This is a genomic window from Bordetella trematum (assembly GCF_900078335.1).
Classification (GTDB): domain Bacteria; phylum Pseudomonadota; class Gammaproteobacteria; order Burkholderiales; family Burkholderiaceae_B; genus Bordetella; species Bordetella trematum.
This window is the reverse complement of the sequence record NZ_FKBR01000011.1, coordinates 231,282-253,935: the sequence shown is the minus strand read 5'-3', so window position 1 is coordinate 253,935 and position 22,654 is coordinate 231,282. Positions and strand designations below refer to the sequence as shown.

Genomic DNA, 22,654 nt, shown 5'->3' with positions numbered 1-22,654 from the left:
CTGCCTAGAGTTACAGCACGCCCTTGGTGGAGGGGATGACGTCGCCCATGCGCGGGTCGGTTTCCAGCGCCATGCGCAGGGCGCGGCCGAAGGCCTTGAAGACGGTCTCGGCCTGGTGGTGGGCATTGAAGCCGCGCAGGTTGTCGATGTGCAGCGTCATGAGGGCGTGGTTGACCAGGCCCTGGAAGAATTCACGCGTGAGATCGACGTCGAAGTCGCCGATGCGCGCGCGCGTGAAATCGATGTGGTACTCCAGGCCCGGGCGGCCCGAGAAATCGATCACCACGCGCGAGAGCGCTTCGTCCAGCGGCACATAGGCGTGCCCGTAGCGGCGCATGCCGGCCTTGCTGCCCAGCGCCTTGGCGATGGCCATGCCCAGCGAGATGCCGACGTCCTCGACGGTGTGGTGGGCATCGATGTGCAGATCGCCATCGGCCTTGATGTCCATGTCGATCAGGCCGTGACGGGCGATCTGGTCCAGCATGTGGTCCAGGAAGGGCACGCCGGTGTCGATGTTCTGCTTGCCGGTGCCGTCCAGGTTGATGGCCACGCGGATGCGCGTCTCGTTGGTATTGCGGGTGATTTCTGCGGTACGCATGTCAGGGGCTCGAAAGTTCTTTCAGGGCGGCCAGCAAGGCCGTGTTCTCGTCGGGGGCGCCTACGGAGATCCGCAGGCAGTTGGCCAGCAACGGGTGGGCCGAAGACAGGTTTTTAACCAGTATTTTGCGCGTTTTCAGTGCAAGATGCACGGCGTTGCCGTCAAGCTTGCCCTCAAAGCGCGCCAGCACGAAATTGCCTGCGCTGGGGTATACCGTGACGCCCGGCAGCGCAGCCAGTGCCTGCGCCAGCGGTTCGCGGTCGGCGCGCAGGCGTGCCGCCTGGGCATCGAGCAGCGCCTTTTCGCGCAGCACCACGCGCAGCGCCGCCTGGGTCAGCACGTTGATGTTGTAGGGCGGGCGCACTTTGTCGATCTGGGCTATCCAGTCGGGGTGGCCTGCCAGGTAACCGAATCGCAGGCCCGCCAGGCCGATCTTGGAGACCGTGCGCATGACCACCACGTTGGGGTGGTCGAGCAGGCGCGGCATCCAGCTGTGGCCGGCGAAGGGCTGGTAGGCCTCGTCGATGACCACCAGGCCGGGGGCGGCGTCCACGATGGCCTGGATGGCCTCATCGGGCCAAAGCCCGCCGGTGGGGTTGTTGGGCAGCGCCAGGAACACCAGCTTGGGCCGGTGTGCGGCAATGGCCGCCAGCATGGCCGGCAGGTCCAGTTCGAGCGCGGCGGTCAGCGGCACGCCCACAAAGCGCGCGTGGTCGAAACGCGCCGCCATGTCGAAATAGACGAACGAGGGCCAGGGCGAGAGCACCGTGTCGCCCGGCGCGCAACAGGCCTGCACCAGCAGGTGGATCAGTTCGTCCGAACCGTTGCCGAACAGCAGTGCCGCCCCGGATGGCACGCCGAAGGCGTGCGCGACCTGGGCTTTGAGTTCCGGATCGTCGGCGCCCGGATAGCGGTTCAGCGCCGTGCCGGCCACGGCCTGGGCGATCTCCTGGCGCAGGCGATCAGGCAGTGGATACGGGCATTCCATGGCATCCAGCTTGATGACGTCCGGCGCGGCGGGCGCGACCGGATAGGCAGTCTGGGCCAGCACGTCTGCGCGCACCGTACGCGCGATGCGGTCTGCCGGCGTCATGAGGACGGGCCGGACTGCGCGTCGTCCAGGCGGTATTGGGCGCTGGCGGCATGGGCCTGCAGCCCCTCTCCCAGGGCCAGCTCGGCGGCAATGCGTCCCAGCGTCTGGGCGCCCTGGTGCGACACCTGGATCAGGCTGGAGCGTTTCTGGAAGTCGTAGACGCCCAGCGGCGAGGAGAAGCGCGCCGTGCGCGAGGTGGGCAGCACGTGGTTGGGACCGGCGCAGTAGTCGCCCAGCGCTTCGGAACTGTAGCGGCCCATGAAGATGGCGCCGGCGTGGCGGATCTTGGCGCTCCAGCGCTCGGGCTGTTCGGTGGAGATCTCCAGGTGCTCCGGGGCGATCGTGTTGGCGATGTCACAGGCCTCGTCGAGGTCGCGCACCTGGATCAGGGCGCCGCGGTTGGCCAGGCTCACGCGCAGGATGTCGGCGCGCGGCATGGTCGGCAGCAAACGTTCGATGGCTGCCTGCACCTCGTCCAGGTAGGCGGCATCCGGGCACAGCAGGATGGACTGGGCCAGTTCGTCGTGCTCGGCCTGCGAGAACAGATCCATGGCGATCCAGTCGGCCGGCGTCTTGCCGTCGCAGATGACGAGGATCTCGCTGGGGCCGGCGATCATGTCGATGCCCACCACGCCAAAGACGCGCCGCTTGGCGGCGGCCACATAGGCGTTGCCAGGGCCGACGATCTTGTCGACCGCCGGCACGGTGGCCGTGCCGTAGGCCAGTGCGCCGACCGCCTGGGCGCCGCCAATGGCGAAGACGCGATCCACGCCGCTGATGGCCGCAGCCGCCAGCACGATGGGGTTGCGCTGGCCGTCGGGCGTGGGCGTGACCATGATGAGCTCGGGCACGCCGGCGACCTTGGCCGGAATGGCGTTCATCAGCACCGATGAGGGGTAGGCGGCCTTGCCTCCCGGTACATACAGACCGACCCGGTCCAGCGGCGTGACCTGCTGGCCCAGCATCGTGCCGTCGGGCTCGGTGTAGGTCCAGGTTTCGCTGCGCTGGTGGCGGTGGTAGGCGCGCACGCGCTCGGTGGCCGCTTCCAGGGCGGCGCGTTGCGCGGCCGGCAGCCCTTCCAGGGCCGCCTGCCATTCGGCGCGCGGCACTTCCAGTGCCGCGGCATCGGCTGCCTGCATGCGGTCGAAGCGGCGGGTGTATTCCAGCAGGGCGTCATCGCCCCGGGTGCGGACATCGGCCAGGATGTCGGCCGCGGCGCGGTCGATGGACTCGTCCTGGGCGGCTTCGAAAGCCAGCAGGCGGGACAAGGCGGAAGAGAAGCCCGCAGCGCGGGAGTCGAGACGATTGATCAGGGCCATGGCGTCTAGCAGCGTGGTCGGGGGTAAGGCTCAGTCCTGGCGGGCGGCGGCGCGCTGGAAGGTGTCCAGCAGCGGTTGCAGCCGCTCGCCGCGAGTCTTGAGCGAGGCCTGGTTGACGATCAGGCGCGAGGAAATCGGCATGATGGCCTCGACCTCGCGCAGACCGTTGGCGCGCAGCGTGCCGCCGGTGGAGACCAGGTCGACGATGGCATCGGCCAGGCCGACCAGGGGCGCCAGTTCCATCGAGCCGTAGAGCTTGATGATGTCGACGTATACGCCTTTGCTGGCGAAGTGCTCGCGGGCCGATTGGACATACTTGGTGGCCACGCGCAGGCGTGCGCCCTGGTGCACGGCGGCCGCGTAATCGAAGTCTTCGCGTACCGCCACGCTCAGGCGGCACTTGGCGATGTCCAGGTCGATCGGCTGGTACAGCCGCCCCGGCTGGCCGGCCGCGTGCTCGATCAGCACGTCCTTGCCGGCGATGCCGAAGTCGGCCGCACCGTATTGCACATAGGTGGGCACGTCGGAGGCGCGCACGATGATCAGGCGCAGGCCGGGGTCGCTGGTCGGCAGGATCAGCTTGCGCGATTTCTCGGGGTTCTCGCCAACCTCGATGCCGGCCTCGGCGAGCAAGGGCAGCGTTTCTTCGAAGATCCTGCCCTTGGACAAAGCCAGGGTCAGGGGCGCGGGGGCGATGCTCATTGCTCTTCCTTGCCGGTGACGCGTTCGATGCGCGCGCCGAGGCTGCGCAGTTTCACTTCCATGCGGTCGTAGCCGCGGTCCAGGTGGTAGATGCGATCGACCAGCGTGACGCCTTCGGCGGCCAGGCCGGCGATCACCAGGCTGGCCGAGGCGCGCAGGTCGGTCGCCATCACTTTGGCGCCTGACAGGCGCGCCACGCCGCGCACCACGGCCGTATGGCCATCGATGTCGATCTCGGCGCCCAGGCGGCACAGTTCCTGCACGTGCATGAAGCGGTTTTCAAAGATGTTCTCGACCACCACCGCCGTGCCTTCGGCCACGGTGTTCAGGGCCATCACCTGGGCCTGCATATCGGTGGCGAAGCCGGGGTACTCGTGGGTGCGGATGCTCACGGCCTTGGGGCGTTGATGCATGGCGCCGCGGATCCAGTCCGGGCCGGTCTCCAGCGTCAGGCCCGCCTCGGCCAGCTTGTCCAGCGTGGCGCCCATGATCGACGGATCGGTGTTGCGCAGCGTGATGTCGCCGCCGGCCGCACCCACCGCGCACAGGAAGGTGCCGGCCTCGATGCGGTCTGAGATCACCTTGTGCTCGGCGCCGTGCAGGCGGTCCACGCCATCGATGACGATGCGGTCGGTGCCGTGGCCCTGGATGCGCGCGCCCATCTTGATGAGCAGTTCGGCCAGATCCACCACTTCGGGCTCGCGCGCGGCGTTCTCGAGCACGGTCTGGCCTTCGGCCAGCACGGCCGCCATGAGCAGGTTCTCGGTGCCGGTGACCGTGACCATGTCGGTGCGCACGGAAGCGCCCTTCAGGCGCTTGGCGCGCGCCACCACGAAGCCGTGCTCCATGGTGATCTCGGCGCCCAGCGCCTCCAGGCCCTTGATGTGCTGATCCACCGGCCGCTGGCCGATGGTGCAGCCGCCGGGCAGGCTCACGCGGGCCTCGCCAAAGCGCGCCACCAGCGGGCCGAGCACCAGGATCGAGGCGCGCATGGTCTTGACCAGTTCGTAGGGCGCCTCGACGCTGTCGACCTGATCGGCCTGCAGGGTGAAGCTGCTGCCCTCGCTCTGGCCCTTGACGCCCAGCTGGCCCAGCAGGCGCAGCATGGTGCGGGTGTCGTTGAGCTGCGGCACATTGCTCAGGTGCAGCGCATCGGCGGTCAGCAGGCTGGCGCACAGGATCGGCAGAGCCGAGTTCTTGGCGCCGGAAATCTCGACTTCGCCGCGCAGTTGGGCGCCGCCGGTAATGCGGAGTTTATCCATCAACGATCTGCCTGGGAGTATTCGGCGGGGGTGAGGGTGCGCATCGACAGCGCATGGATCTCGGCCTTCATGCGGTCGCCCAGGGCGCCGTACACCAGCTGATGGCGCGCGATCAGGCGCTTGCCTTCAAAGGCCGGACTGACGATCACGGCCTCGAAGTGCGAGCCGTCGCCTTGAACTTCGATATGGTCACAGGGCAGTCCGTCCAGGATGTATTGGCGGACCTGCTCGGGGGTGGGTAGCATGAAAATCAGTTCCTGAGCTTATAGCCGCGCGCCAGCAGGCGTAGCGCAAAGAGGGAAAGTACAACGAATACGCCCGCCACGACAGCCAGGCTGTGCCAGGGCGAGACGTCCGAGACCCCGAAGAAGCCATGACGGAAGCCGTCGATGGTGTAGAAAATGGGGTTCCAGTGCGAGACGGCCTGCCAGAATGGCGGCAGCGTATGAATGGAGTAGAACACGCCCGACAGGAAGGTGGCCGGCATCACCAGGAAATTCTGGAAAGCCGCCAGCTGGTCGAATTTCTCCGAGCATAGCCCTGCCACCACGCCCAGCACGGCCATGATGCCGCAGGCCAGGATGGCGAAGCCCAGGACCCACAGCGGGTGCGTGGGCACCAGCGGCACGAAGAACAGCGCCACCAGCCAGACGCACAAACCGACGGCCAGGCCCCGCGCGACGGCCGCGATCACGTAGGCGGCGAAGAACTCGCGATGCGACAGCGGCGGCAGCAGCACGAACACCAGGTTGCCCGTGATGCGGCTCTGGATGAGCGAGGACGACGGGTTGGCAAAGGCGTTCTGCAGCATGCTCATCATCATGAGCCCCGGGATCAGGAAGGCCGTGTACGGCACCGAGCCGTAGACCATCAGCCGTCCTTCGAGCACATGGGCGAACACCAGCAGATACAGCAAGGCGGTGATGACCGGCGCGGCGATGGTCTGGAAGGCAACCTTCCAGAAGCGCAGCAATTCTTTGCGCAGCAGGGTCGGAAAGCCCGAGCCGCCGTCCAGGCGGGGCTGCACCATGGGAGGGGTGGGAACGGCGCTCATGCCTGCGTCTCCTGTTGCATGATGCGCACGAAGGCATCTTCCAGGTCGGCGCCGCCCACCCTTGCCAGCAGCGCCTGGGTGGTGTCCAGCGCGACGATGCGGCCGGCCTTGAGCATGGCGATGCGCCCGCACAGGGCTTCGGCCTCTTCGAGATAGTGGGTGGTCAGCATGATGGTGTGCCCGGCGCGGTTCAGGCGCGAAATGAATTCCCAGAGCGTGCGGCGCAGATCCACGTCCACGCCGGCGGTCGGTTCGTCCAGCACGATCACCGGCGGGCGATGCACCAGGGCCTGGGCCACCAGCACGCGCCGCTTCATGCCGCCGGACAGCGCGCGCATGTTGGCATTGGCCTTGTCGGCCAGGCCCAGATTGAAGAGGATCTCGTCGATCCAGTCGTCGTTGTTGCGCAGGCCGAAGTAGCCCGACTGCAGCCGCAGGGTCTCGCGCACCGTGAAGAACGGGTCGTAGACCAGTTCCTGGGGCACCACGCCCAGCGCACGGCGGGCCTCCTTGTACTGGCTCACCACATCGTAGCCACAGACGCTGGCGCGGCCCTGGCTGGCATGCGCCAGCCCGGCCAGGATCGAGATCAGCGTGGTCTTGCCCGCCCCATTGGGGCCAAGCAGGCCGAAGAACTCGCCATGTTCGATCTGCAGGCTGACATCGTTCAGGGCCTGGAAGCCCGGTTCGGCGGCGGCGCCAAACAGGCTTTTCCATCCCTGCCTGCGAGGCGGATAGATTTTCGAGATGTGTTCGAGGCTGACGGCTGACATAGACACGACGCAAATCCCGGGCCGGCCCTGGCCGGACCCGGAAGGAAAGAGGCCCCCATTATAGAGGGGGCCGTCTGGCGTTCGATCCAATGCCCGTCAAGCCCGGGCTGGCCGCAGGGTTACTGGTTGCGACTGTTGAGGGCGTCGATGAGCCCGTCGATACCGCTTTGGTTGATCTGCTGCGCGAACTGGTTGCGATAGTTCTCGATCAGCCAGATGCCTTCGACGTTCAGATCATAGATGCGCCAGCCTTGCGGCGTCTTCTCCAGGCGGTAGTCCACCTGCACCGGCTGCGTGTTGGTCTGGCTGATGAGGGAGCGCACCACCAGGTCGTCGGCGTCGGGCTTGCCGCGCATCGGCAACAGCTTGATGCTGGTGCCGTTGTCGACCTTGACCAGCGCACCGCTGTAGGTGCGCACCAGCGTGCCGCGGAAGGCCTCGGCCAGGCGGGTCTTCTGCTCGGGCGTGGCCTGGCGCCAGTAGCGGCCGGCAGCCAGGCGCGTGGTCTTCTCGAAATCCACGTAGGGCAGGATGTACTCGTCGACCACGTGGTTGATGCGGGTCAGGTCGCCGGCCTTCACGCCGCGGTCGGCCTTCAGGTGGTCGATGGCCTGGTTGGCGGCTTCAAGCACGAACTGATCGGGCGGGCCCATGGGGTTGGGGGCCTGGGCCGCAGCGACGCCGCTGATCGCCAGGGTGCAGGCGAGCAGCGCATGGCGGGCATAGGCAATGAAAGAAAAACGCATGAAAACTCCTTCCTCGATCCGGTTCAGGGTTTGGCCGGGGCAGCGGGCGCGGCCGAGCTGGTCTCGGGCGCGTCATCTTCGTCTTCGTAGTTGGGCAGCGGCGCGTCATCGGCGGCCAGGTTGCCGCGCACCATGGCGGCCCGGCGCTGCAGATAGGCGTCGCGGATGAAGCTGTAGGGGTCCAGCGCCACGCGGTCCACGGTGTCGGTGGCGTCGAGCAGGTTGGCGCGCGCGTCGACGATCTCCAGGCCCCACAGCGAGTTGCGCAGCGGGATGTTCTCGATGCGGCCCACGGTGGCCATCTGGTTGCCCTTGAAGTCGCCGATCAGGCCGACGCCGTCGCGCACGCTGCTGGCGCCCCAGAACGGCAGCACCAGATAGGGACCCTGGCTGAAGCCCCAGACGCCCAGGGTGGTGCCGAAGTCGTTGGGGATCTTGCGCGCGCCATTCATGGAGGCGACGTCGATACAGCCGCCCAGCCCCATGGTGGTGTTGAACAGGAAGCGGCCCAGGGTATTGATGAAGTCATGGCCGCGACCCTGCAACATGCTGTTGGTGCCGGCCCAGATGTCGCCGACGTTGCTGAACATGTTGTGGATGCAAGTGCGCACGGGCGAGGGCACCACGTAGGTGTACCCCTGGGCGATCGGCTTGAACAGCGCACGGTCGACCGTATCGTTGAACTTGTAAACACCGCGGTTGAATCCCTCCCAGGGATCGCGCGGATCCGGGTTCTGGGACGCCGCGCAGCCGGCCAGGATGGCGCCGGCGGCAGCCAGGGTGGTCAGGCGGGTGATGGCTTGCATCTTCATGGTGTCAGGCACCTTTGGCGAGGTGTTCGAATAAGGGGGTGTCTGGATCGGGCGGCGGGATCAGGGCGCGTCGCCGGCGGTGCCTTGCTTCTCGGCGGTGCCGTAGAGGAACTTGCTGATCAGCTGCTCCAGTACGACGGCGCTTTGTGTATAACGGATTTTCCCGCCATCGGCAAAATCCTTTTCTTCGCTGCCCGGCGTCAGGCCGATGTATTGCTCGCCCAGCAGGCCCGAGGTCAGGATGCTGGCCGAGGAGTCCAGCGGAAACTGGTAGGGCGCCTCCAGGTCCATCGAGACCACGGCCTGGAAGGTCTGGTCATCGAAGCGGATATCCGTGACGCGGCCCACCACGACGCCGGCGCTCTTGATCGGTGCGCGGACCTTCAGCCCGCCGATATTGTCGAAGTCGGCCGTCAGGGAATAGGTGGGCGCAAACGAGAAGCTGCTCAGGTTGCCGGCGCGCAGCGCCAGAAAGACCAGGGCGGCTGCGCCCAGCAGCACGAACAGGCCAACCCAGAAATCGGTTTTTTCGCGTGACATGATGATGAATCCGTATCAGTTGCCAAACATCAGGGCGGTGAGCAGGAAGTCCAGGCCGAGCACCGCCAGCGAACCCACGACCACGGTGCGGGTGGTGGCGCGCGCCACGCCTTCGGGCGTGGGCCGCGCCTGCCAGCCCTCATAGAGCGCCACCAGGGTGACGGTGACGCCGAAGACCAGGCTCTTGATGACGCCGTTGGCCACATCCGACCAGACATCGACGCCATCCTGCATCTGTGACCAGAACGCACCGGTATCCACGCCGATCAGTACGACGCCGACCACCCAGCCGCCCATGATCCCGACCATGGAGAACACCGCAGCCAGGATGGGCATGGCGATGACGCCGCCCCAGAAGCGCGGCGCCAGTACGCGCCGCATCGGGTCGACCGCCATGACTTCCATGGCGGCCAGTTGTTCGCCGGCCTTCATGAGGCCGATCTCGGCGGTCAGCGAGGTGCCGGCCCGACCGGCAAAAAGCAGGGCCGTGACCACCGGCCCCAGCTCGCGCACCAGGGACAGGGCCACCAGCAGGCCCAGGGCCTCTTCGGACCCGTAGCGGTTCAGGGTGTAATAACCCTGCAGACCCAGCACGAAACCGACGAACAGGCCCGAAACGGCGATGATCAGCAGCGAATAGTTGCCGATGAAGTGCACTTGCTGCGACACCAGGCGCGGGCGCTGCAGGGCGATCCCCGAGCGGGCCAGGATGGCGCCGAAAAAGCGCGTGAAGTAGCCAACCCCGTAGATGACGTTGTTGACGGATGCGCCGATGGCAGAGATGAAGCGGCCCAGCGCGGTCATGATTTGCGTCCTTGTTGGCGGCCCAGCCAGGCCTCGAAGGCCGGGGTCTGCGGATAGCGGAAGGCCACCGGACCGTCGGGGGCGCCATCGAGGAACTGCCGCACGTAGGGATCCTGCGAGGCGGCCAGCGTCTGCGGTGTGCCGGCAGCCTTGAGCAGTCCCTGCCCGACCAGATACACCTGGTCGGCGATGGCGAAGGATTCCTGGATATCGTGGGTGATGAGCACCGAAGCGCACTTCAGACGGTCGGACAGGTGGCGGATCAGGCGGGCGGTGATCCCCATGGAGATGGGGTCCAGCCCGGCGAACGGCTCGTCATACAGGATGAGTTCGGGTTCCAGGACCACGGCCCGCGCCAGGGCCACCCGGCGCGCCATGCCGCCGGATATCTCGGCCACACGCAGGTGGGCCGCGGCCCGCAGGCCCACGGCGTCGAGCTTGTCGAGCACCTTTTCGAGGATCTCGGCATCGCTGGCGCGGGTGTGTTCGCGCAGCGGGAATGCGACGTTCTCGAAGACGTTGAGGTCGGTAAACAGCGCGCCCTGCTGGAACAGCACGCCCATGCGCTGGCGCAGGGCCTGCAATTCGGTGGCGCTGGCGGTGGCCACGTCCTGGCCGAAGGCCTGGACCACGCCCTTCTGGGCGGTGATCTGCCCGGTTGCCGCCCGCAACAGCGTGGTCTTGCCCGAGCCCGAGCCGCCCATGATGGCGACGACCTGGCCGGCGTGCACCTCCAGGCTGATGCCGGCCAGCACCGTGAAATCCCCGTAGCCCAGGGAGACATCCTGGCAGGACAGTACGAGATCCGGGCTGTTGCTAGGAGATGAGGGCATAGGCAGGATGGTCGGAGCGTGAGCGCCCGTAAGTGGCTCGGCCAGGGGAAGGTAAGGAAGGGGGCATTGTAGCCCGGAGCCCGGTCGCATCGCGACCCGGGCCCGGGGCTGGAACAGAGTTTTCCGTGGCGACCTTACTGCAACTTGATATCGCCGGCCTTGATGACCTCCGCCCATTTGGCGGTTTCAGACTTGATGAATGCCCCGAAATCCTCCGGTGATCCGCCGCCGGCCTGGCTGCCCGTCTGGGCGATGGCCTGTTGGACTTCGGGGTCCTGCAGGATGCGATTGAACTCGGTGTTCAGGCGTTCGATGATGGGCTTGGGCGTGCCGGCCGGCGCGATGATGCCCTGCCAGTTGTACGATTCGAAGCCGGGCAGACCCGCCTCGGCCAGGGTCGGCACATCGGGCAGGACGTCCAGGCGCTTGGCCGAGGTGACCGCGATGGGATGGATCTTCTTGCCCTGGATGGCCGGCAGTGCCGAATAACCCATCTCGAACATCATGGTGATGTGGCCACCCATCAGGTCGGTGGCCGCCAGGCTGCCTCCCTTGTAAGGCACGTGGGAGATGTCGATGCCGGCCTGTTCGCGGAACATCTCGCCGGACAGGTGGTGCGCGCCGCCCACGCCCGAGGATCCGAAGGTCAGCGTGCCGGGTTTCTGTTTGGCCAGGGCGATCAGCTCCTGGAGATTGGACACCGGCACGTCGTTGTTCACGCTGAGCACCAGCGGGCTGTTCTCGATCAGAATGACCGGCGCCAGGTCCTTGTCGACCTGATAGGAAAGCTTGGGCATCAGGGTCGGGTTGACCGACAGCGGCGCCAGGTTGCCGGTGCCGAGGGTATAGCCATCGGGGGCAGCCTTGGCCACCATGGCCGTACCGATCACGCCGCCGGCGCCGGCCTTGTTCTCGACCACCACGGGCTGCTGCAGGGCGTCGCCCAGCTTGCGCGCCAGCAGGCGTACACGCGTGTCCGCAAAACCACCGGCGGCGTAGGGCACGATCAGGGTGATGGGCTTGGACGGCCAGTCGCCGGTGTCCTGGGCGCGGGCGAGGTTTCCAGTGACGGCTGCGGCGATCAGGCCGGCGGCCAGCAGGGGGCGGAAAAGGCGCATGTGCGTGACTCCTGTGGAGGCGGGGAAAGAGTCACGCATTATGCCCGAGCCGGTCTGGCCGCCCGGGCAGGCGTGGCGTGCAAACTTCAGAAGCGGTAGCCGACGCCGATGGTGGCGACCCACGGGTCAATCCGGGCCTTGCCGATGTACTGGCCATCGAGCTTGACCTTGGAGGAAATGTCGATGTAGCGCAGATCGGCGTTCATGAACCAGCGCTCGTTGAGCTTGACGTCCACGCCGACCTGCCCGGCCAGGCCCCAGGAATCCTTGAGTTTCATGCTCGATGCGCTGAGCGGGCCCTTGGTTTTGGTGTCGAAGAAGTGCGTGTAGTTCAGGCCGATGCCGACATAGGGCTGGACCGTGCTGTCCGGCAAAAAGTGCCACTGCAGGCTCAGCGTCGGGGGCAGGTGCTTGGTGGTGGCGATCTTGCCCAGGCCGCTGCCGCGGATGTCATGCTCGAAGGGCCAGGCGCCCAGCAGCTCGATGCCGACATTGCGTGTGGCCATGTAGGTCACGGTGAACGAGGGGCGCACGTTGTTGTTGACGTCCAGCTTGACCGAGCCGTTGAGTACGCTGCCGTTGTTGGATTTGGGGCGCACCTGCGTGGCGCCGACCTTGAACAGCCAGTCGCCGGCTTCGTGCGCCAGGGCGGGGGCGGACAGCGTCGTGCCGAGCAGGGTTGCAAGAGCCAAAGCGCGGCCGTGCTTGTATGCCGAAATCATGGTTTTCTCCGTTGGGCTTCAGTCTCACAGGTTCTCAGAGCTTTATCTCCGAGCGCTTGACCTGGGTCAAGACGCCCCGGAGGTGCCCCCCATGATGTGGAACAAGTACGACAACAAAGCAAGGAAATCAGCCCGCCAGAGGGAGGGGGGACGGACCCGGGGCGGTTAGCGCGGCAGGGCATAGGCATGGCGGAAATAGTCGCGCATGGCCTGCATGGCCGGTGTGATTTCGGCGCCCTTGCGCCAGGCCAGTCCGATGTGCATCGGCGGGATCGGATCCTTCAGCTGGATGGTTTCGATGCGGCGGCCTTCCAGCGACCAGGGGCGGTAGACCATGTCAGAAAGCACGGCCACGCCGCTGCCATTGGCCACCATGCTGCGCACCGCCTCCACCGACGAGGTGCGCAGGCGCACGTCCGGGCGGAACGGCGTGTCGCTCCAGTAGCGCAGCGCCGTGTGGGCGGCTTCGTCGACCGTCAGCATGATGAACGGTTCATGCGATACGTCCTCCAGTGTCACCGTGTCGCGCGACAACAGGCGATGGCCGGCAGCCACCCACAGGCGCCGGGGCGAACCGAAGAAGTGCTCCACGGCCAGATCCGGGTTGACCACATTGGAGGTCAGCAGCACCGCCATGTCGTAGCGGTGGGCAATCAGGCCTTCTTCGATGGCGTTGCGGTTGAGCTCGTGCAGCTGGATGTCCAGCTGCGGTTGCAGCTGCGCCAGACGATGCAGGTGATACGGCAGAAAGTAGCCGATCACGGTATAGGAGGCCGCCAGCAGCAGCCGGCCCTGCGCGCCTTCGGCCGCGCCGGGCATGCGCAGGGCTTCGTCCACCGAGGCCAGGATGGTGTAGGCGTGGTTGAGAAAGCCCCGGCCGGTGGGCGTCAGCGTAACGCCGGCGGCGCCGCGCTCGAACAGCGCCGAGCCCACGGTCTGCTCCAGCTCGCGGATCGCTGCGGTCACGGCCGACTGGGAAATGTTGAGCTGGATGGCCGCCTGGGAAATCTGCCCGAGCTCGGCTGCAGCGACGAAGTATTTGAGCTGTCTGAGGGTCAGCGACATGGCGTCCGTATCTGAAAAATAGATATTCAGACCTCAAAATATCTTTTAAACAGTCGGCTGTCATGCCGGAGAAAGCCAGGGATATCCCTAATATTCAGGCAGATAGGCAAAAACGTGCGAATTCGACGGGATCACTGAATATCTGTTTTTCAGATATTCAGTGATCCAAAAAAAGATCTTTTTGTTCTCCGGACGCTTGGATAAGGTGGTTGCCGTGGTCGTACCACCCGGGTGCGGCCCTCACAGGAGACCATGACTCATGAGCAAGGCGAGCATCGACCTGAACTCCGACATGGGCGAAGGTTTCGGGCCTTGGAAAATCGGCGATGGCGTCGATGAGGACATCATCGCGCTGATCAGTTCGGCCAACATCGCCACGGGCTTTCACGCCGGCGACCCCAACATCATGAATCGCACCGTGCTCATGGCGCGCGAGCATGGCGTGGGTATCGGCGCGCATCCGGGCTTTCGCGACCTGGTGGGTTTCGGACGGCGCTACATGAAGGAAAGCGCGGAGGCCCTGGTCAACGACATGGTTTACCAGTTGGGGGCGCTGCGCGAGTTTGCGCGTCTGCACGGCATGCGCCTGCAGCATTTCAAGCCGCATGGGGCGCTTTACATGCTGGCGGCCAGCGATGAAACGTTGTCGCGCCGTCTGGTGCAGACGCTGCAGGCGCTTGAGCCCACGCTCTATCTCTACTGCATGGAGAACTCCGTGACCTGCCAGGTTGCCCGGGAGATGGGCCAGCCCGTGGTGCGCGAGTTCTACGCCGACCGCGACTACGACGCCAGCGGCTCCATCGTGTTCACGCGCTATACCAAGGCGCTGGATCCCCGGCAGGTCGCCGCCAAGGTGCTGCGCGCCTGCACCGAGGGCCGCGTGCGCACGGTCGAAGGGCAGGACATCCCGATTGATTTCGATTCGGTCTGCATCCACAGCGACACGCCCGGCGCGCTGGCGCTGGTGCAGGCCACGCGGGCCGCGCTGCAGGCAGCGGGCATCCGCATCATGCCGCCCAGCGCGGCCTGAGCGCCGGTTCATGCATCCGCTGAACACCGGCAACCCGACTCCAGGAGAAACCCCCATGTCGCATCATGAACTGACCTCCCCTTTGCCTGGCACCTTCTATCGCAGCCCCAGCCCGGGCGCTGCGCCCTTCGTCGAAGTCGGGGCGCGCGTGGCCGTCGGTGACATCGTCGGCATCGTCGAAGTCATGAAGCAGTTCAACCAGATCGAGGCCGAGGCCGCCGGCGTGGTCCGCGAGATCCTGGTCAGCGATGGCGATCCGGTCGAGGCAGGCCAGGTCTTGCTTCGTTTCGAGGGCTGAGGCATGTGCGTCGCTTCCTATCGTCCGCAGCGCATCCGCAAGCTGCTGGTGGCCAATCGGGGCGAGATCGCGCTGCGCGTGATCCGGGCCGCGCGCGAGCTGGGTATGCGCAGCGTGGCCGTCTACAGCGATGCCGACCGCGACGCCCTGGCAGTCCGTCTGGCTGACGAGGCGGTGCATATCGGTGCGGCCCATGCCACGCGCAGTTACCTGAACACGGAAGCGTTGCTGCAGGCGGCGAGCCAGAGCGGTGCCCAGGGCATCCATCCCGGCTACGGGTTCCTGGCCGAGAATGCCGCTTTTGCCGAGGCGGTGCAGGCGGCCGGCCTGGTCTTTGTGGGGCCCTCGGCGGGAATCATCCGGCGCATGGGGGACAAGGCGGCGGCGCGTCGCGCCGCGCACACGGCCGGCGTGCCGACCGTACCGGGCACCGAGGGCGTACTGCAGTCGGTAGACGAAGCCGTCGAGGCCGCCAGGGCCATCGGCTATCCCCTGATGATCAAGGCTGCCGCCGGCGGCGGTGGGCGCGGCATCCGGGTGGTCGACGATGAGGCGGCGCTGCGCGAGCAGATGCCACTGGCGCAGGCCGAGGCCGCGGCCGCCTTCGGCGATGGCGGCGTCTACCTGGAGCGTTATCTGCCGCGTGCACGCCATATCGAGGTGCAGATACTGGGCGACGGGCAACGCGCCGTGCATCTGTTCGAGCGCGAGTGCTCGCTGCAGCGGCGGCGCCAGAAAATACTCGAAGAGGCGCCCTCGCCTGCGTTGTCGCCGCAGCTGCGTGCGCGCCTGTGCGCGTCGGCAGTACGCCTGGCCGAGGCGGTGGGCTATTGCGGTGCAGGCACGCTCGAATACCTCTATGACGAGACGCGCGGCGAGTTCTACTTCATCGAGATGAACACCCGCATTCAGGTCGAGCACCCCATCACCGAGGTCATTACCGGCGTGGATCTGGTGCGCGAAATGTTGCGCATTGCCGATGGCGAACCGCTGAGGCTGCGCCAGGAGGACATCGCGATGCGCGGGGCGGCCCTCGAGTGCCGCCTGAATGCCGAGGACCCGCAGCGCAACTTCGCGCCTGGCCCGGGCGTGGTCAGCCAGGTGCGCTGGCCGGGCGGGCCAGGTGTGCGCGTGGATTCCATGGTCTACCCGGGATGCGTGGTGCCGCCCTATTACGACTCGTTGTTGGCCAAGCTGATCGTCTGGGACGAAGACCGCCCGCAGGCCCTGGCCCGCATGGCCCGGGCGCTCGACGAACTTGAACTGGAGGGCGTGCCCAGCACCCTGGCGCTGCATCGCGCCCTGATTGCCTCGCCCATGCTGGCGGCGGGCGAGTTCGATACCAATTCCCTGGAAACCTGGATGCGAGACTGGCAGGAGGGCAAGTCATGAGCGTGCGCTACAGCTTTGGAGGCGACGAGTTTCTGTTCGTCGAGATCGACGAGGCCATGTCGCTGGAGGCCTTCTTCAAGGGCATGGCCATCACGCGCGCTCTGCGCGAGCGGCGGCTGCCCGGCGTGCAGGAGATCTGCCCGGCGAACGCGTCCTATCAGGTTCGCTACGATCCGGACATGATCGCGCCACAGCAACTGCTGCAGGTGTTGCAGGAGATCGAGCAGCAGACCGCGAGGGATGCGCTGAGTCTGCAGACGCGCCTGATCGAGGTGCCGGTGCTTTACAACGACCCCTGGACGCACGAGACACTCATGCGTTTTCGCGAACGGCACCAGGATCCCCAGGCTACCGACCTGGAATACGCCGCGCGCATCAATGGCTACGATTCGGTGCAGGGCTTTATCGATGCCCATGCCGGTTCGCCGTGGTTCGTGTCCATGGTGGGCTTCGTGGCCGGCCTGCCGTTCATGTACCAGATGGTCGAGCGCGAGCAGCAGTTGCAGGTCCCCAAATACCTGCGCCCGCGCACCGATACGCCCAAGCACACCGTAGGGCATGGCGGCTGCTTTGCCTGCATCTATTCGGTGCGGGGGGCGGGCGGCTACCAGATGTTCGGCGTGACGCCCGCCCCCATCTTCGAGCCGGCGCAGCGCCAGGCGCATCTGCGCGAGTCCATGGTGTTCTTCCGGCCCGGCGACATCGTCAAGTTCCAGCCGATCGACCGGGCTGAGTACGACCGCGCCGTCGCCGAAGTGGAAGCGGGTCGTTTCCGCCTGAAGGTGCACCCGGTGACGTTTTCCCTGTCCGAGTTCCTGGCCGCGCCGGCGGCCTACAACGCGCGCTTGCTGGAGGCCACCCATGCCGCTTGAAGCCCATATCGAAGTCCTCAAACCCGGCCTGGCGACGTCCATCCAGGATCGTGGCCGGCAAGGTCATTACCACCTGGGCATCCCGCCCTCCGGGGCGCTGGATCAATACGCGCTGGCGGCGGCCAATCTGCTGGTCGGCAACCCGGAGGACGCCGCGGTGCTGGAGTGCACGCTGCTGGGGCCGACCCTGCGCTTTCACCGTGCCGCCCTGATTGCGGTCACGGGAGCGGCGATGGTGCCCCGGATCGACGGCGTGACCCAGGCCTGCAATGTGGCGCTGGCCGTGCCTGCGGGTGCGACGCTGGCGTTCGATTTCGTGCAGGCCGGTGCGCGGGCCTGCCTGGCGGTGGCTGGCGGGATTGACGTGCCGGTGGTGCTGGGCAGCCGTTCGACCTATACCTTGGGCGCGATCGGCGGCTTGCAGGGGCGGCGCCTGGCGGCCGGAGACACCTTGCAGCTGGGCGAGCCGGGGCCGGGTGCGCGCGAAGGACGAAGCTTGCCGCAAGCGCTGGCGGTCGATTGCCCCAAGTCGCAGACGCTGCGCGTGGTGCCTGGGCTTTATGACCATCGGCTGGAGCCGGAATCGGCAACCTCGTTCTACGAAGATGGCTGGGTGGTCACATCAGAGGCCGACCGCATCGGCTATCGCTTCAAGCAGGGCCGCGCCCTGCGCTTTCGCGAGCGCGAGCAGCCCTTCGGCTCCGGTGCTGATCCCTCCAATATCGTCGATGCCTGCTATCCGATCGGCTCCATCCAGGTGCCGGCCGGGGTGGAGCCCATCATCCTGCATCGGGATGCCGTCTCCGGCGGGGGCTACGCCATGATCGGCACCGTCATCAGCGCCGACATGGACAAGGTCGGGCAGATGCAGCCCAACCAGACTGCGCGTTTCCAGCGCGTCACCCTGCAGGAGGCGCTGGATGCCCGGCAGGCTTACCGCGAGCGCCTGCAGCGCCTGCGTGAGGCCTTGCGCAGCTAGCGCCCCGTCTGACGGCAGGGTTGCCACCCTGCCGCGTTCTTCCCGATACCGAGAAATTCCTTGTGGCCGTCAGGCCAGGGAGGGCCGTGCGCCTGCCGCGGGAGTTTGGTGTTGGTCTTCGATATGACCGCCGGCGCTTCTGGCGCCTGAGTTTTCCGTTATCACGCTGCTTTTACCCCGTTGTCCCACGCTCGTCAGGAGAGCCATCATGGCCAACCTTACCCGCAGCAACTCGTCCGATTCGGACACTTCATTGCATACCATTGCCGAGGCCGATCGCATGGGGCGAGGCCCGCTCACCATGGCATGGTGGGCTGTCTGCAGCGCGGTGTTCTACATCGTGGTCGGTGCCACGCTGGCGCAGACTTACGGCGCACGCAACGCCATCATCGGCATGGTGCTGTCGGTGATCAGCTATGGCCTGATCAACGGCGTGATCAGCCGCTATGCCATCCGCACGGGCCAGTCGGTGGCGCTCTTCTCGCGCCAGGTGTTCGGCACCTCGGGGGCGGCGCTGGCTACCCTGATTTTCTTCGCCACGGCGATCTACTATGCCGTTTTCGAAGGCTCGGTGATGGCCGTGATGGCGCACCATGCCTTTCCTTCGGTGCCGTATGCTGCCTGGGCGCTGGTGGTGGTGATCTACAGCGTGTTGCTGATCTTCGGCAGCGTGCAGCGCTGGCTGGACAAGCTCAACGGCGTACTGCTGCCCTTCTATCTGCTGGGGCTGGTGCTTGCCGTCGTGCTGGCCACCCGCGAGTACGGCTACAGCAATGCCTGGCTGTCCCTGGGGCCGGCGCAGGGCGCCAAGCCGGGCGGCTGGTGGGATGTCTTTGTGTATTACATGGGGGTGTGGATCCTCATGATGTTCACCTTCGATTACGCCCGCTTCGGACGCCCGGCTGATGCGGCCTATCACAGCCGCTACAACTTCGGCATTCCGTTCTATCTCGTCACGTTTCTGCTCAATGGGCTGGCAGGCATCTATCTGGTGAGCATCATTCCCGGTGACGGGCCGCTGTCGGAAGTGTCGGTGGTGCTGGCGTTGTTCAAGCTCATGGGCCTGGGCGGCCTGCTGTTCGTGTGGATCACGCAGACCCGCATCAACACGGCCAACTATTACCTTGCCACGATCAATATGCAGGCGTTCTTTGCGCGCGTGGCGCATTGGCCCAAGACGGTATGGGCGGTATTGGTCGGGGTGGTGGCCTATGGCTTGATGTTGTTCGACGTTTTCTCCTATCTGCTGCAGGCCCTGGCTTATCAGGGCATCTTCGTGGTGGCCTGGGTGGCGGTGGCGCTGGTGCACATGCTGAGCGGCCCCGATGCCGTGCCGGCCAGCGCCCATGCCTACAACCGGGTCGGTCTGGGGGCCTGGCTGGCAGGCGCTGTCAGCGGCCTGGTGCTGATGCATGTCACAGGGTGGGCAGCCACGCTGGCCGCGCCCGCCAGTTTCGTGGTGGCGGCGTTGGTATATGCCTTGCTGTCGTGGCTGAGCCGGGGCTCTGCAGCCCGCATGCCTTAGCGCCAGCGGCACGAGCGCGGCCCGGGCAATTTCCCGGGCCGCGCTCGCTTTCAGTTGCGCGCCTGACTCGGGGGGCAGCCGTAGCGGCGTTTATACAGCCGCGAGAAATGGGCCTGGTCCGCAAAGCCCCATTGCTGGGCGATGCGCGCGATGCTGTGTGACGTACCGCTGGTCCGCAGCATGTGGTGGGCCTGTTGCAGACGTTGGCTGCGCAGCCATTCGCTGAAGGTCTGATCTTGTTCGCGGTACAGGCTGTGCAGATACCGCACCGAAATGCCGCAGGCCTGGGCGACCTGTTCGGGATTGAGCGAGGCCTCGCCCAGGTGCAGGCGGACATAGCGTTCGATGCGCCCGAGGTGGGCATGGCGTACGGCCGATTGCTGCGACGCCAGCACGCGTGCGTCGCCCTCCAGGGCACAGGCCAGCAGTTCCACCAGATGCGGGCCCAGCACCTGGCGCGCGCCGTGGTCTTCGCGCAGCAGCTGCCCGCCGATCAGGTCTACATAGGAGGCGAACAGCCAGCCTGCCCCCTGTGCCGCATCAAAGGCCAGGGCGCAATAGCGGTCCGGGGTACGCAGCCGGGCACGCAGCAGATCGCCGGGAACCTTGAGCACCCAGAGCGTGTTGTCGCTGCTGTAGGAGAACTCGTAGGGGCTTTGGCCGTGCTCAAGCAGAAAGGCGCCGGGCTGGCACAGGGTGTCGCGCCCGGCCTGGCTGAAACGGATGGCGCTGCGGCGCGGCACGGTGACCAGGTAGTTTTCCTGCTGGTCGGGCAGATGCTGCTTGAGCCGGCGATAGCACAGCGGCGAAGACATCAGCTGAGACAGGCCCAGTTCGCCCAGCGTCCAGGCGCGCAGCGCGCCTTGAAAACGGTTGCTGTCGCGGAACTGGAGCTGCAGGCTGAAGTAGGTGGCGCCGACGGCGGATTCCCAATGGCGGGAGCGTTCCGCCATGGGCAGGCCGGCGGTGTCGTAATAGGCTTGCTCCATGGTCGTCGGCGTGGCTCAGGGATGATGCTAGCCTGAATCAGCCGCTGTGGCGGGTCAATAAGTAAGTACCCGAGCGGTGCAGGCGGGCATGCCAGCCGGGACGTATCACCAGGGTGGTGGTGGGCTCCTGGATGACGGCCGGCCCGTCGATGGTGACGCCGGCCTGCAGGCGTTCGCCATCGAAGACCGGGGTGCGATGGTAACGGCCGCTGTCGTCGAACAGCATGTCACGCTCGCCAAGACGCGCGGCCGAGGGATCGCCGCCGGTTTCGGCCAGTTCGGGCAGCGCGGGTTTGTCGACCTCGCCGGTGGCCAGCACTTCCAGGTTGACCAGTTCCACCAGGTTATGGGGTTCGCTGTAGGTGTAGAGCTGCTCGTGGCGCTGATGGAAGTCGTGCAGCAGCTGAGCGAGGCTGGCGGCCGTGAGCGGACCGTCAGGTACGTCCACCTGACATTCATGGATCTGGCCCTGATAGCGCATCTCGACCTTGCGCGTGACGTGGATGCGCGCGGGCGCGAAGCCGTCGTCGGCCAGCAGCTGGCGGCCACGGGCTTCCATGTCGCGCAGCATGGCGTCCAGGCGGGCAAGATCGGCCTGCGCATCCAATCGCATGACGGCGCTGGCCAGGAAGTGGTACTTCACATCGGAGATGACCTGTCCGAAGGCGCACAGGCAGGAGGCGAGCTTGGGCACCAGCACCGTGCAGCTGCCGATTTCTTCGGCCAGGGCGGTGATGTGCATGCCGGCCGCGCCACCGGCGCACACCAGGGCGAAGTCTCGCGGATCATGCCCATTCTCGATGGAGATGCGGCGAATGCCGTTGGCCATGTTCAGATTGACCAGCGTGCTGATGCCGTAGGCGGCGCGCTCCAGGGGCAGGCCCAGAGGCTCGGCGACGTGGCGCAAGATGGCCTGGCGGGCGCGTTCGGGATCCAGCCGGATGCTGCCGCCCAGCACGGCGTCGGGTTGCAGATAGCCCAGCACCATGTTGGCATCGGTGACGGTAGGCGCCTCGCCGCCCTTGCCGTAGCAGGCCGGCCCCGGCACGGCGCCGGCGCTGCGCGGGCCGACCTCCAGCATGCCGAAGGTGTTCAGGTGTGCGATGGAGCCGCCGCCCGCGCCCAGCGTTTCGACGTGGATCATGGGAACGCCGATGCGATGGCGCAGGAAATCGATATTGCGGTTCAGGTTGGTCTGCCCCGCATGGGCGAGCGTGATGTCGAAGGACGTGCCGCCCATGTCGACGGTGATGATGTTGTCGATGCCGAAGGGCGCGGCGATGAACAGGCCGGCCTGCGGCGCCGAGGCCGGCCCCGAATTGATGGCGTTGACGGCCCGCTCGCGCATGATTTCGCCCACGGCCAGGCCGCCGTTGGACTGGAAGTAGCGCACCGCGCCACGGGCGCCCAGTTCGCGGAAATAGGCATCGATGCGCTGCACATAGCGCGCCATGACCGGGCTCAGGTAGGCGTTGACCACGGTGGTCGAGGTGCGCGTGTATTCGCGCACCTGGGGGTAGATCTCGTGGCCGGCGCACACGAAGGCCTGCGGCATGGCGGCGCGCACCATTTCCAGGGCGCGCTGCTCGTGGGCCGTGTTCGAGGGTGCCCACACGAATGAGATGGCCACGGCCTGCACGCCCTCCTGGCGGAAGACCTCGATGGCGCGTCGGATGTCGTCTTCGTTGAGCGGTTCGTGTTCGGTGCCGTCGGACAGGATGCGCCCGCGCACCGGCAGGCGCAGGTGGCGCGGTACCAGTTGCGGCGCCGGTGGGTAGGCGGCGTCGTAGCGATAGCCTTCCTCTTTGTGGCCCAGGCGGATTTCGATGCTGTCTTCATGGCCGGCCGTACACAGCAGGCCGACCTTCACGCCCTTGAGTTCGATCAGGGCGTTGAGCGCAACCGTGGTGCCGTTGATGCACAGGTCGCAGTCGCGGATGATCTCGGCCACGGGGCGGCCCAGCGCGGCCGAGATCTGCGCCAGCCCGTCGGCGATGGCGCGGGTGCCGTCGTCGGGGGTGGAGGGGCTTTTGAACAGATGGACCCGGCCCTGGCGTTCCGCCAGCACGAAGTCGGTGAAGGTGCCGCCGGCGTCCACGCCCAGGCGATATTGTCCTTGCATGTGGGT

Annotated in this window: 24 protein-coding genes; 6 read left to right on the top strand and 18 right to left on the bottom strand. The window is 66.4% G+C overall.

All coding sequences use genetic code 11. The annotated features are described in order from the left end of the window. Window positions 1–10 precede the first annotated feature (10 nt). From hisB to A7V84_RS05245, 16 genes are all read right to left on the bottom strand, one after another. Window positions 11–598: an imidazoleglycerol-phosphate dehydratase HisB gene (hisB, locus tag A7V84_RS05320; protein WP_025515016.1), complete on the bottom strand. Its 588-nt coding sequence runs from the start codon at window positions 596–598 to the stop codon at window positions 11–13. A gap of 1 nt (window position 599) precedes the next feature. Next, the gene (hisC, locus tag A7V84_RS05315; RefSeq protein WP_033534339.1) at window positions 600–1,691 is read right to left on the bottom strand and encodes a histidinol-phosphate transaminase; all 1,092 of its coding nucleotides are present in this window, start codon (window positions 1,689–1,691) and stop codon (window positions 600–602) included. Beyond that, on the bottom strand, window positions 1,688–3,010 hold the full coding sequence (gene hisD / locus A7V84_RS05310; RefSeq protein ID WP_063491668.1) for a histidinol dehydrogenase: 1,323 nt from the start codon (window positions 3,008–3,010) through the stop codon (window positions 1,688–1,690). Before hisD ends, hisC begins: the two co-directional genes overlap by 4 nt. Before the next feature lie 30 nt (window positions 3,011–3,040). Beyond that, the gene (hisG, locus tag A7V84_RS05305) at window positions 3,041–3,712 is read right to left on the bottom strand and encodes an ATP phosphoribosyltransferase (RefSeq protein WP_025515019.1); all 672 of its coding nucleotides are present in this window, start codon (window positions 3,710–3,712) and stop codon (window positions 3,041–3,043) included. After that, the gene (gene murA, locus A7V84_RS05300; RefSeq protein WP_025515020.1) at window positions 3,709–4,974 is read right to left on the bottom strand and encodes a UDP-N-acetylglucosamine 1-carboxyvinyltransferase; all 1,266 of its coding nucleotides are present in this window, start codon (window positions 4,972–4,974) and stop codon (window positions 3,709–3,711) included. The genes hisG and murA overlap by 4 nt, the downstream gene beginning before the upstream one ends. Then, window positions 4,974–5,219 carry a BolA family protein gene (locus A7V84_RS05295; RefSeq protein ID WP_025515021.1) on the bottom strand — a complete coding sequence of 82 codons (246 nt, stop codon included), beginning with the start codon at window positions 5,217–5,219 and terminating at the stop codon, window positions 4,974–4,976. The genes murA and A7V84_RS05295 overlap by 1 nt, the downstream gene beginning before the upstream one ends. Before the next feature lie 5 nt (window positions 5,220–5,224). Beyond that, window positions 5,225–6,028 (bottom strand): ABC transporter permease, encoded by an 804-nt coding sequence (locus tag A7V84_RS05290; RefSeq protein WP_025515022.1) that lies wholly within the window; start codon window positions 6,026–6,028, stop codon window positions 5,225–5,227. Then, window positions 6,025–6,801, bottom strand: a complete 777-nt coding sequence (locus tag A7V84_RS05285) for an ABC transporter ATP-binding protein (protein ID WP_025515023.1) — start codon at window positions 6,799–6,801, stop codon at window positions 6,025–6,027. The genes A7V84_RS05290 and A7V84_RS05285 overlap by 4 nt, the downstream gene beginning before the upstream one ends. A 119-nt stretch (window positions 6,802–6,920) precedes the next feature. Then, window positions 6,921–7,547, bottom strand: a complete 627-nt coding sequence (locus tag A7V84_RS05280) for an MlaC/ttg2D family ABC transporter substrate-binding protein (RefSeq protein WP_025515024.1) — start codon at window positions 7,545–7,547, stop codon at window positions 6,921–6,923. 23 nt (window positions 7,548–7,570) lie between these two features. Then, on the bottom strand, window positions 7,571–8,359 hold the full coding sequence (locus A7V84_RS05275; RefSeq protein WP_025515025.1) for an MlaA family lipoprotein: 789 nt from the start codon (window positions 8,357–8,359) through the stop codon (window positions 7,571–7,573). Between the two features lie 60 nt (window positions 8,360–8,419). Further along, on the bottom strand, window positions 8,420–8,899 hold the full coding sequence (mlaD, locus tag A7V84_RS05270; protein WP_025515026.1) for an outer membrane lipid asymmetry maintenance protein MlaD: 480 nt from the start codon (window positions 8,897–8,899) through the stop codon (window positions 8,420–8,422). 15 nt (window positions 8,900–8,914) lie between these two features. Next, window positions 8,915–9,703, bottom strand: a complete 789-nt coding sequence (gene mlaE / locus A7V84_RS05265) for a lipid asymmetry maintenance ABC transporter permease subunit MlaE (protein ID WP_025515027.1) — start codon at window positions 9,701–9,703, stop codon at window positions 8,915–8,917. Then, complete coding sequence (locus A7V84_RS05260) at window positions 9,700–10,536, bottom strand: ABC transporter ATP-binding protein (RefSeq protein WP_025515028.1); 837 nt, start codon at window positions 10,534–10,536, stop codon at window positions 9,700–9,702. The genes mlaE and A7V84_RS05260 overlap by 4 nt, the downstream gene beginning before the upstream one ends. Window positions 10,537–10,670: 134 nt before the next feature. Beyond that, window positions 10,671–11,654: a Bug family tripartite tricarboxylate transporter substrate binding protein gene (locus tag A7V84_RS05255; RefSeq protein WP_025515029.1), complete on the bottom strand. Its 984-nt coding sequence runs from the start codon at window positions 11,652–11,654 to the stop codon at window positions 10,671–10,673. An 86-nt stretch (window positions 11,655–11,740) separates the two neighbouring features. Further along, window positions 11,741–12,376 carry an OmpW/AlkL family protein gene (locus A7V84_RS05250; RefSeq protein WP_025515030.1) on the bottom strand — a complete coding sequence of 212 codons (636 nt, stop codon included), beginning with the start codon at window positions 12,374–12,376 and terminating at the stop codon, window positions 11,741–11,743. A gap of 165 nt (window positions 12,377–12,541) precedes the next feature. Further along, window positions 12,542–13,441, bottom strand: a complete 900-nt coding sequence (locus A7V84_RS05245; RefSeq protein ID WP_025515031.1) for a LysR family transcriptional regulator — start codon at window positions 13,439–13,441, stop codon at window positions 12,542–12,544. Window positions 13,442–13,700: 259 nt separating this feature from the next. Here A7V84_RS05245 and A7V84_RS05240 point away from each other — a divergent pair, with 259 nt between their 5' ends. The 6 genes from A7V84_RS05240 to A7V84_RS05215 all read left to right on the top strand — a co-directional run bounded on the left by A7V84_RS05240 (window position 13,701) and on the right by A7V84_RS05215 (window position 19,537). Further along, window positions 13,701–14,471, top strand: a complete 771-nt coding sequence (locus A7V84_RS05240) for a 5-oxoprolinase subunit PxpA (protein ID WP_025515032.1) — start codon at window positions 13,701–13,703, stop codon at window positions 14,469–14,471. Between the two features lie 55 nt (window positions 14,472–14,526). Continuing rightward, the gene (locus tag A7V84_RS05235; protein ID WP_025515033.1) at window positions 14,527–14,769 is read left to right on the top strand and encodes an acetyl-CoA carboxylase; all 243 of its coding nucleotides are present in this window, start codon (window positions 14,527–14,529) and stop codon (window positions 14,767–14,769) included. A 3-nt stretch (window positions 14,770–14,772) separates the two neighbouring features. After that, on the top strand, window positions 14,773–16,161 hold the full coding sequence (locus A7V84_RS05230) for an acetyl-CoA carboxylase biotin carboxylase subunit (protein ID WP_063491667.1): 1,389 nt from the start codon (window positions 14,773–14,775) through the stop codon (window positions 16,159–16,161). Then, complete coding sequence (locus A7V84_RS05225) at window positions 16,158–17,033, top strand: 5-oxoprolinase subunit B family protein (protein WP_063491666.1); 876 nt, start codon at window positions 16,158–16,160, stop codon at window positions 17,031–17,033. The genes A7V84_RS05230 and A7V84_RS05225 overlap by 4 nt, the downstream gene beginning before the upstream one ends. After that, on the top strand, window positions 17,023–18,012 hold the full coding sequence (locus tag A7V84_RS05220; protein WP_033534342.1) for a 5-oxoprolinase subunit C family protein: 990 nt from the start codon (window positions 17,023–17,025) through the stop codon (window positions 18,010–18,012). Before A7V84_RS05225 ends, A7V84_RS05220 begins: the two co-directional genes overlap by 11 nt. Window positions 18,013–18,220: 208 nt before the next feature. After that, window positions 18,221–19,537 (top strand): purine-cytosine permease family protein, encoded by a 1,317-nt coding sequence (locus tag A7V84_RS05215; RefSeq protein ID WP_063491665.1) that lies wholly within the window; start codon window positions 18,221–18,223, stop codon window positions 19,535–19,537. Between the two features lie 50 nt (window positions 19,538–19,587). Here A7V84_RS05215 and A7V84_RS05210 read toward each other — a convergent pair whose 3' ends face one another. Next, window positions 19,588–20,526 carry an AraC family transcriptional regulator gene (locus tag A7V84_RS05210; protein WP_063491664.1) on the bottom strand — a complete coding sequence of 313 codons (939 nt, stop codon included), beginning with the start codon at window positions 20,524–20,526 and terminating at the stop codon, window positions 19,588–19,590. A gap of 37 nt (window positions 20,527–20,563) precedes the next feature. Continuing rightward, window positions 20,564–22,648, bottom strand: coding sequence for a caprolactamase subunit alpha (gene capA, locus A7V84_RS05205; RefSeq protein WP_063491663.1), 2,085 nt, complete (start codon window positions 22,646–22,648; stop codon window positions 20,564–20,566). Window positions 22,649–22,654 lie beyond the last annotated feature (6 nt).

What these genes read in the sequence shown, in the direction of transcription:
- hisB (WP_025515016.1), bottom strand. Translation starts at nt 598, where the DNA reads ATGCGTACCGCAGAAATCACCCGCAATACCAACGAGACGCGCATCCGC.
- hisC (WP_033534339.1), bottom strand. Translation starts at nt 1,691, where the DNA reads ATGACGCCGGCAGACCGCATCGCGCGTACGGTGCGCGCAGACGTGCTG.
- hisD (WP_063491668.1), bottom strand. Translation starts at nt 3,010, where the DNA reads ATGGCCCTGATCAATCGTCTCGACTCCCGCGCTGCGGGCTTCTCTTCC.
- hisG (WP_025515019.1), bottom strand. Translation starts at nt 3,712, where the DNA reads ATGAGCATCGCCCCCGCGCCCCTGACCCTGGCTTTGTCCAAGGGCAGG.
- murA (WP_025515020.1), bottom strand. Translation starts at nt 4,974, where the DNA reads ATGGATAAACTCCGCATTACCGGCGGCGCCCAACTGCGCGGCGAAGTC.
- A7V84_RS05295 (WP_025515021.1), bottom strand. Translation starts at nt 5,219, where the DNA reads ATGCTACCCACCCCCGAGCAGGTCCGCCAATACATCCTGGACGGACTG.
- A7V84_RS05290 (WP_025515022.1), bottom strand. Translation starts at nt 6,028, where the DNA reads ATGAGCGCCGTTCCCACCCCTCCCATGGTGCAGCCCCGCCTGGACGGC.
- A7V84_RS05285 (WP_025515023.1), bottom strand. Translation starts at nt 6,801, where the DNA reads ATGTCAGCCGTCAGCCTCGAACACATCTCGAAAATCTATCCGCCTCGC.
- A7V84_RS05280 (WP_025515024.1), bottom strand. Translation starts at nt 7,547, where the DNA reads ATGCGTTTTTCTTTCATTGCCTATGCCCGCCATGCGCTGCTCGCCTGC.
- A7V84_RS05275 (WP_025515025.1), bottom strand. Translation starts at nt 8,359, where the DNA reads ATGAAGATGCAAGCCATCACCCGCCTGACCACCCTGGCTGCCGCCGGC.
- mlaD (WP_025515026.1), bottom strand. Translation starts at nt 8,899, where the DNA reads ATGTCACGCGAAAAAACCGATTTCTGGGTTGGCCTGTTCGTGCTGCTG.
- mlaE (WP_025515027.1), bottom strand. Translation starts at nt 9,703, where the DNA reads ATGACCGCGCTGGGCCGCTTCATCTCTGCCATCGGCGCATCCGTCAAC.
- A7V84_RS05260 (WP_025515028.1), bottom strand. Translation starts at nt 10,536, where the DNA reads ATGCCCTCATCTCCTAGCAACAGCCCGGATCTCGTACTGTCCTGCCAG.
- A7V84_RS05255 (WP_025515029.1), bottom strand. Translation starts at nt 11,654, where the DNA reads ATGCGCCTTTTCCGCCCCCTGCTGGCCGCCGGCCTGATCGCCGCAGCC.
- A7V84_RS05250 (WP_025515030.1), bottom strand. Translation starts at nt 12,376, where the DNA reads ATGATTTCGGCATACAAGCACGGCCGCGCTTTGGCTCTTGCAACCCTG.
- A7V84_RS05245 (WP_025515031.1), bottom strand. Translation starts at nt 13,441, where the DNA reads ATGTCGCTGACCCTCAGACAGCTCAAATACTTCGTCGCTGCAGCCGAG.
- A7V84_RS05240 (WP_025515032.1), top strand. Translation starts at nt 13,701, where the DNA reads ATGAGCAAGGCGAGCATCGACCTGAACTCCGACATGGGCGAAGGTTTC.
- A7V84_RS05235 (WP_025515033.1), top strand. Translation starts at nt 14,527, where the DNA reads ATGTCGCATCATGAACTGACCTCCCCTTTGCCTGGCACCTTCTATCGC.
- A7V84_RS05230 (WP_063491667.1), top strand. Translation starts at nt 14,773, where the DNA reads ATGTGCGTCGCTTCCTATCGTCCGCAGCGCATCCGCAAGCTGCTGGTG.
- A7V84_RS05225 (WP_063491666.1), top strand. Translation starts at nt 16,158, where the DNA reads ATGAGCGTGCGCTACAGCTTTGGAGGCGACGAGTTTCTGTTCGTCGAG.
- A7V84_RS05220 (WP_033534342.1), top strand. Translation starts at nt 17,023, where the DNA reads ATGCCGCTTGAAGCCCATATCGAAGTCCTCAAACCCGGCCTGGCGACG.
- A7V84_RS05215 (WP_063491665.1), top strand. Translation starts at nt 18,221, where the DNA reads ATGGCCAACCTTACCCGCAGCAACTCGTCCGATTCGGACACTTCATTG.
- A7V84_RS05210 (WP_063491664.1), bottom strand. Translation starts at nt 20,526, where the DNA reads ATGGAGCAAGCCTATTACGACACCGCCGGCCTGCCCATGGCGGAACGC.
- capA (WP_063491663.1), bottom strand. Translation starts at nt 22,648, where the DNA reads ATGCAAGGACAATATCGCCTGGGCGTGGACGCCGGCGGCACCTTCACC.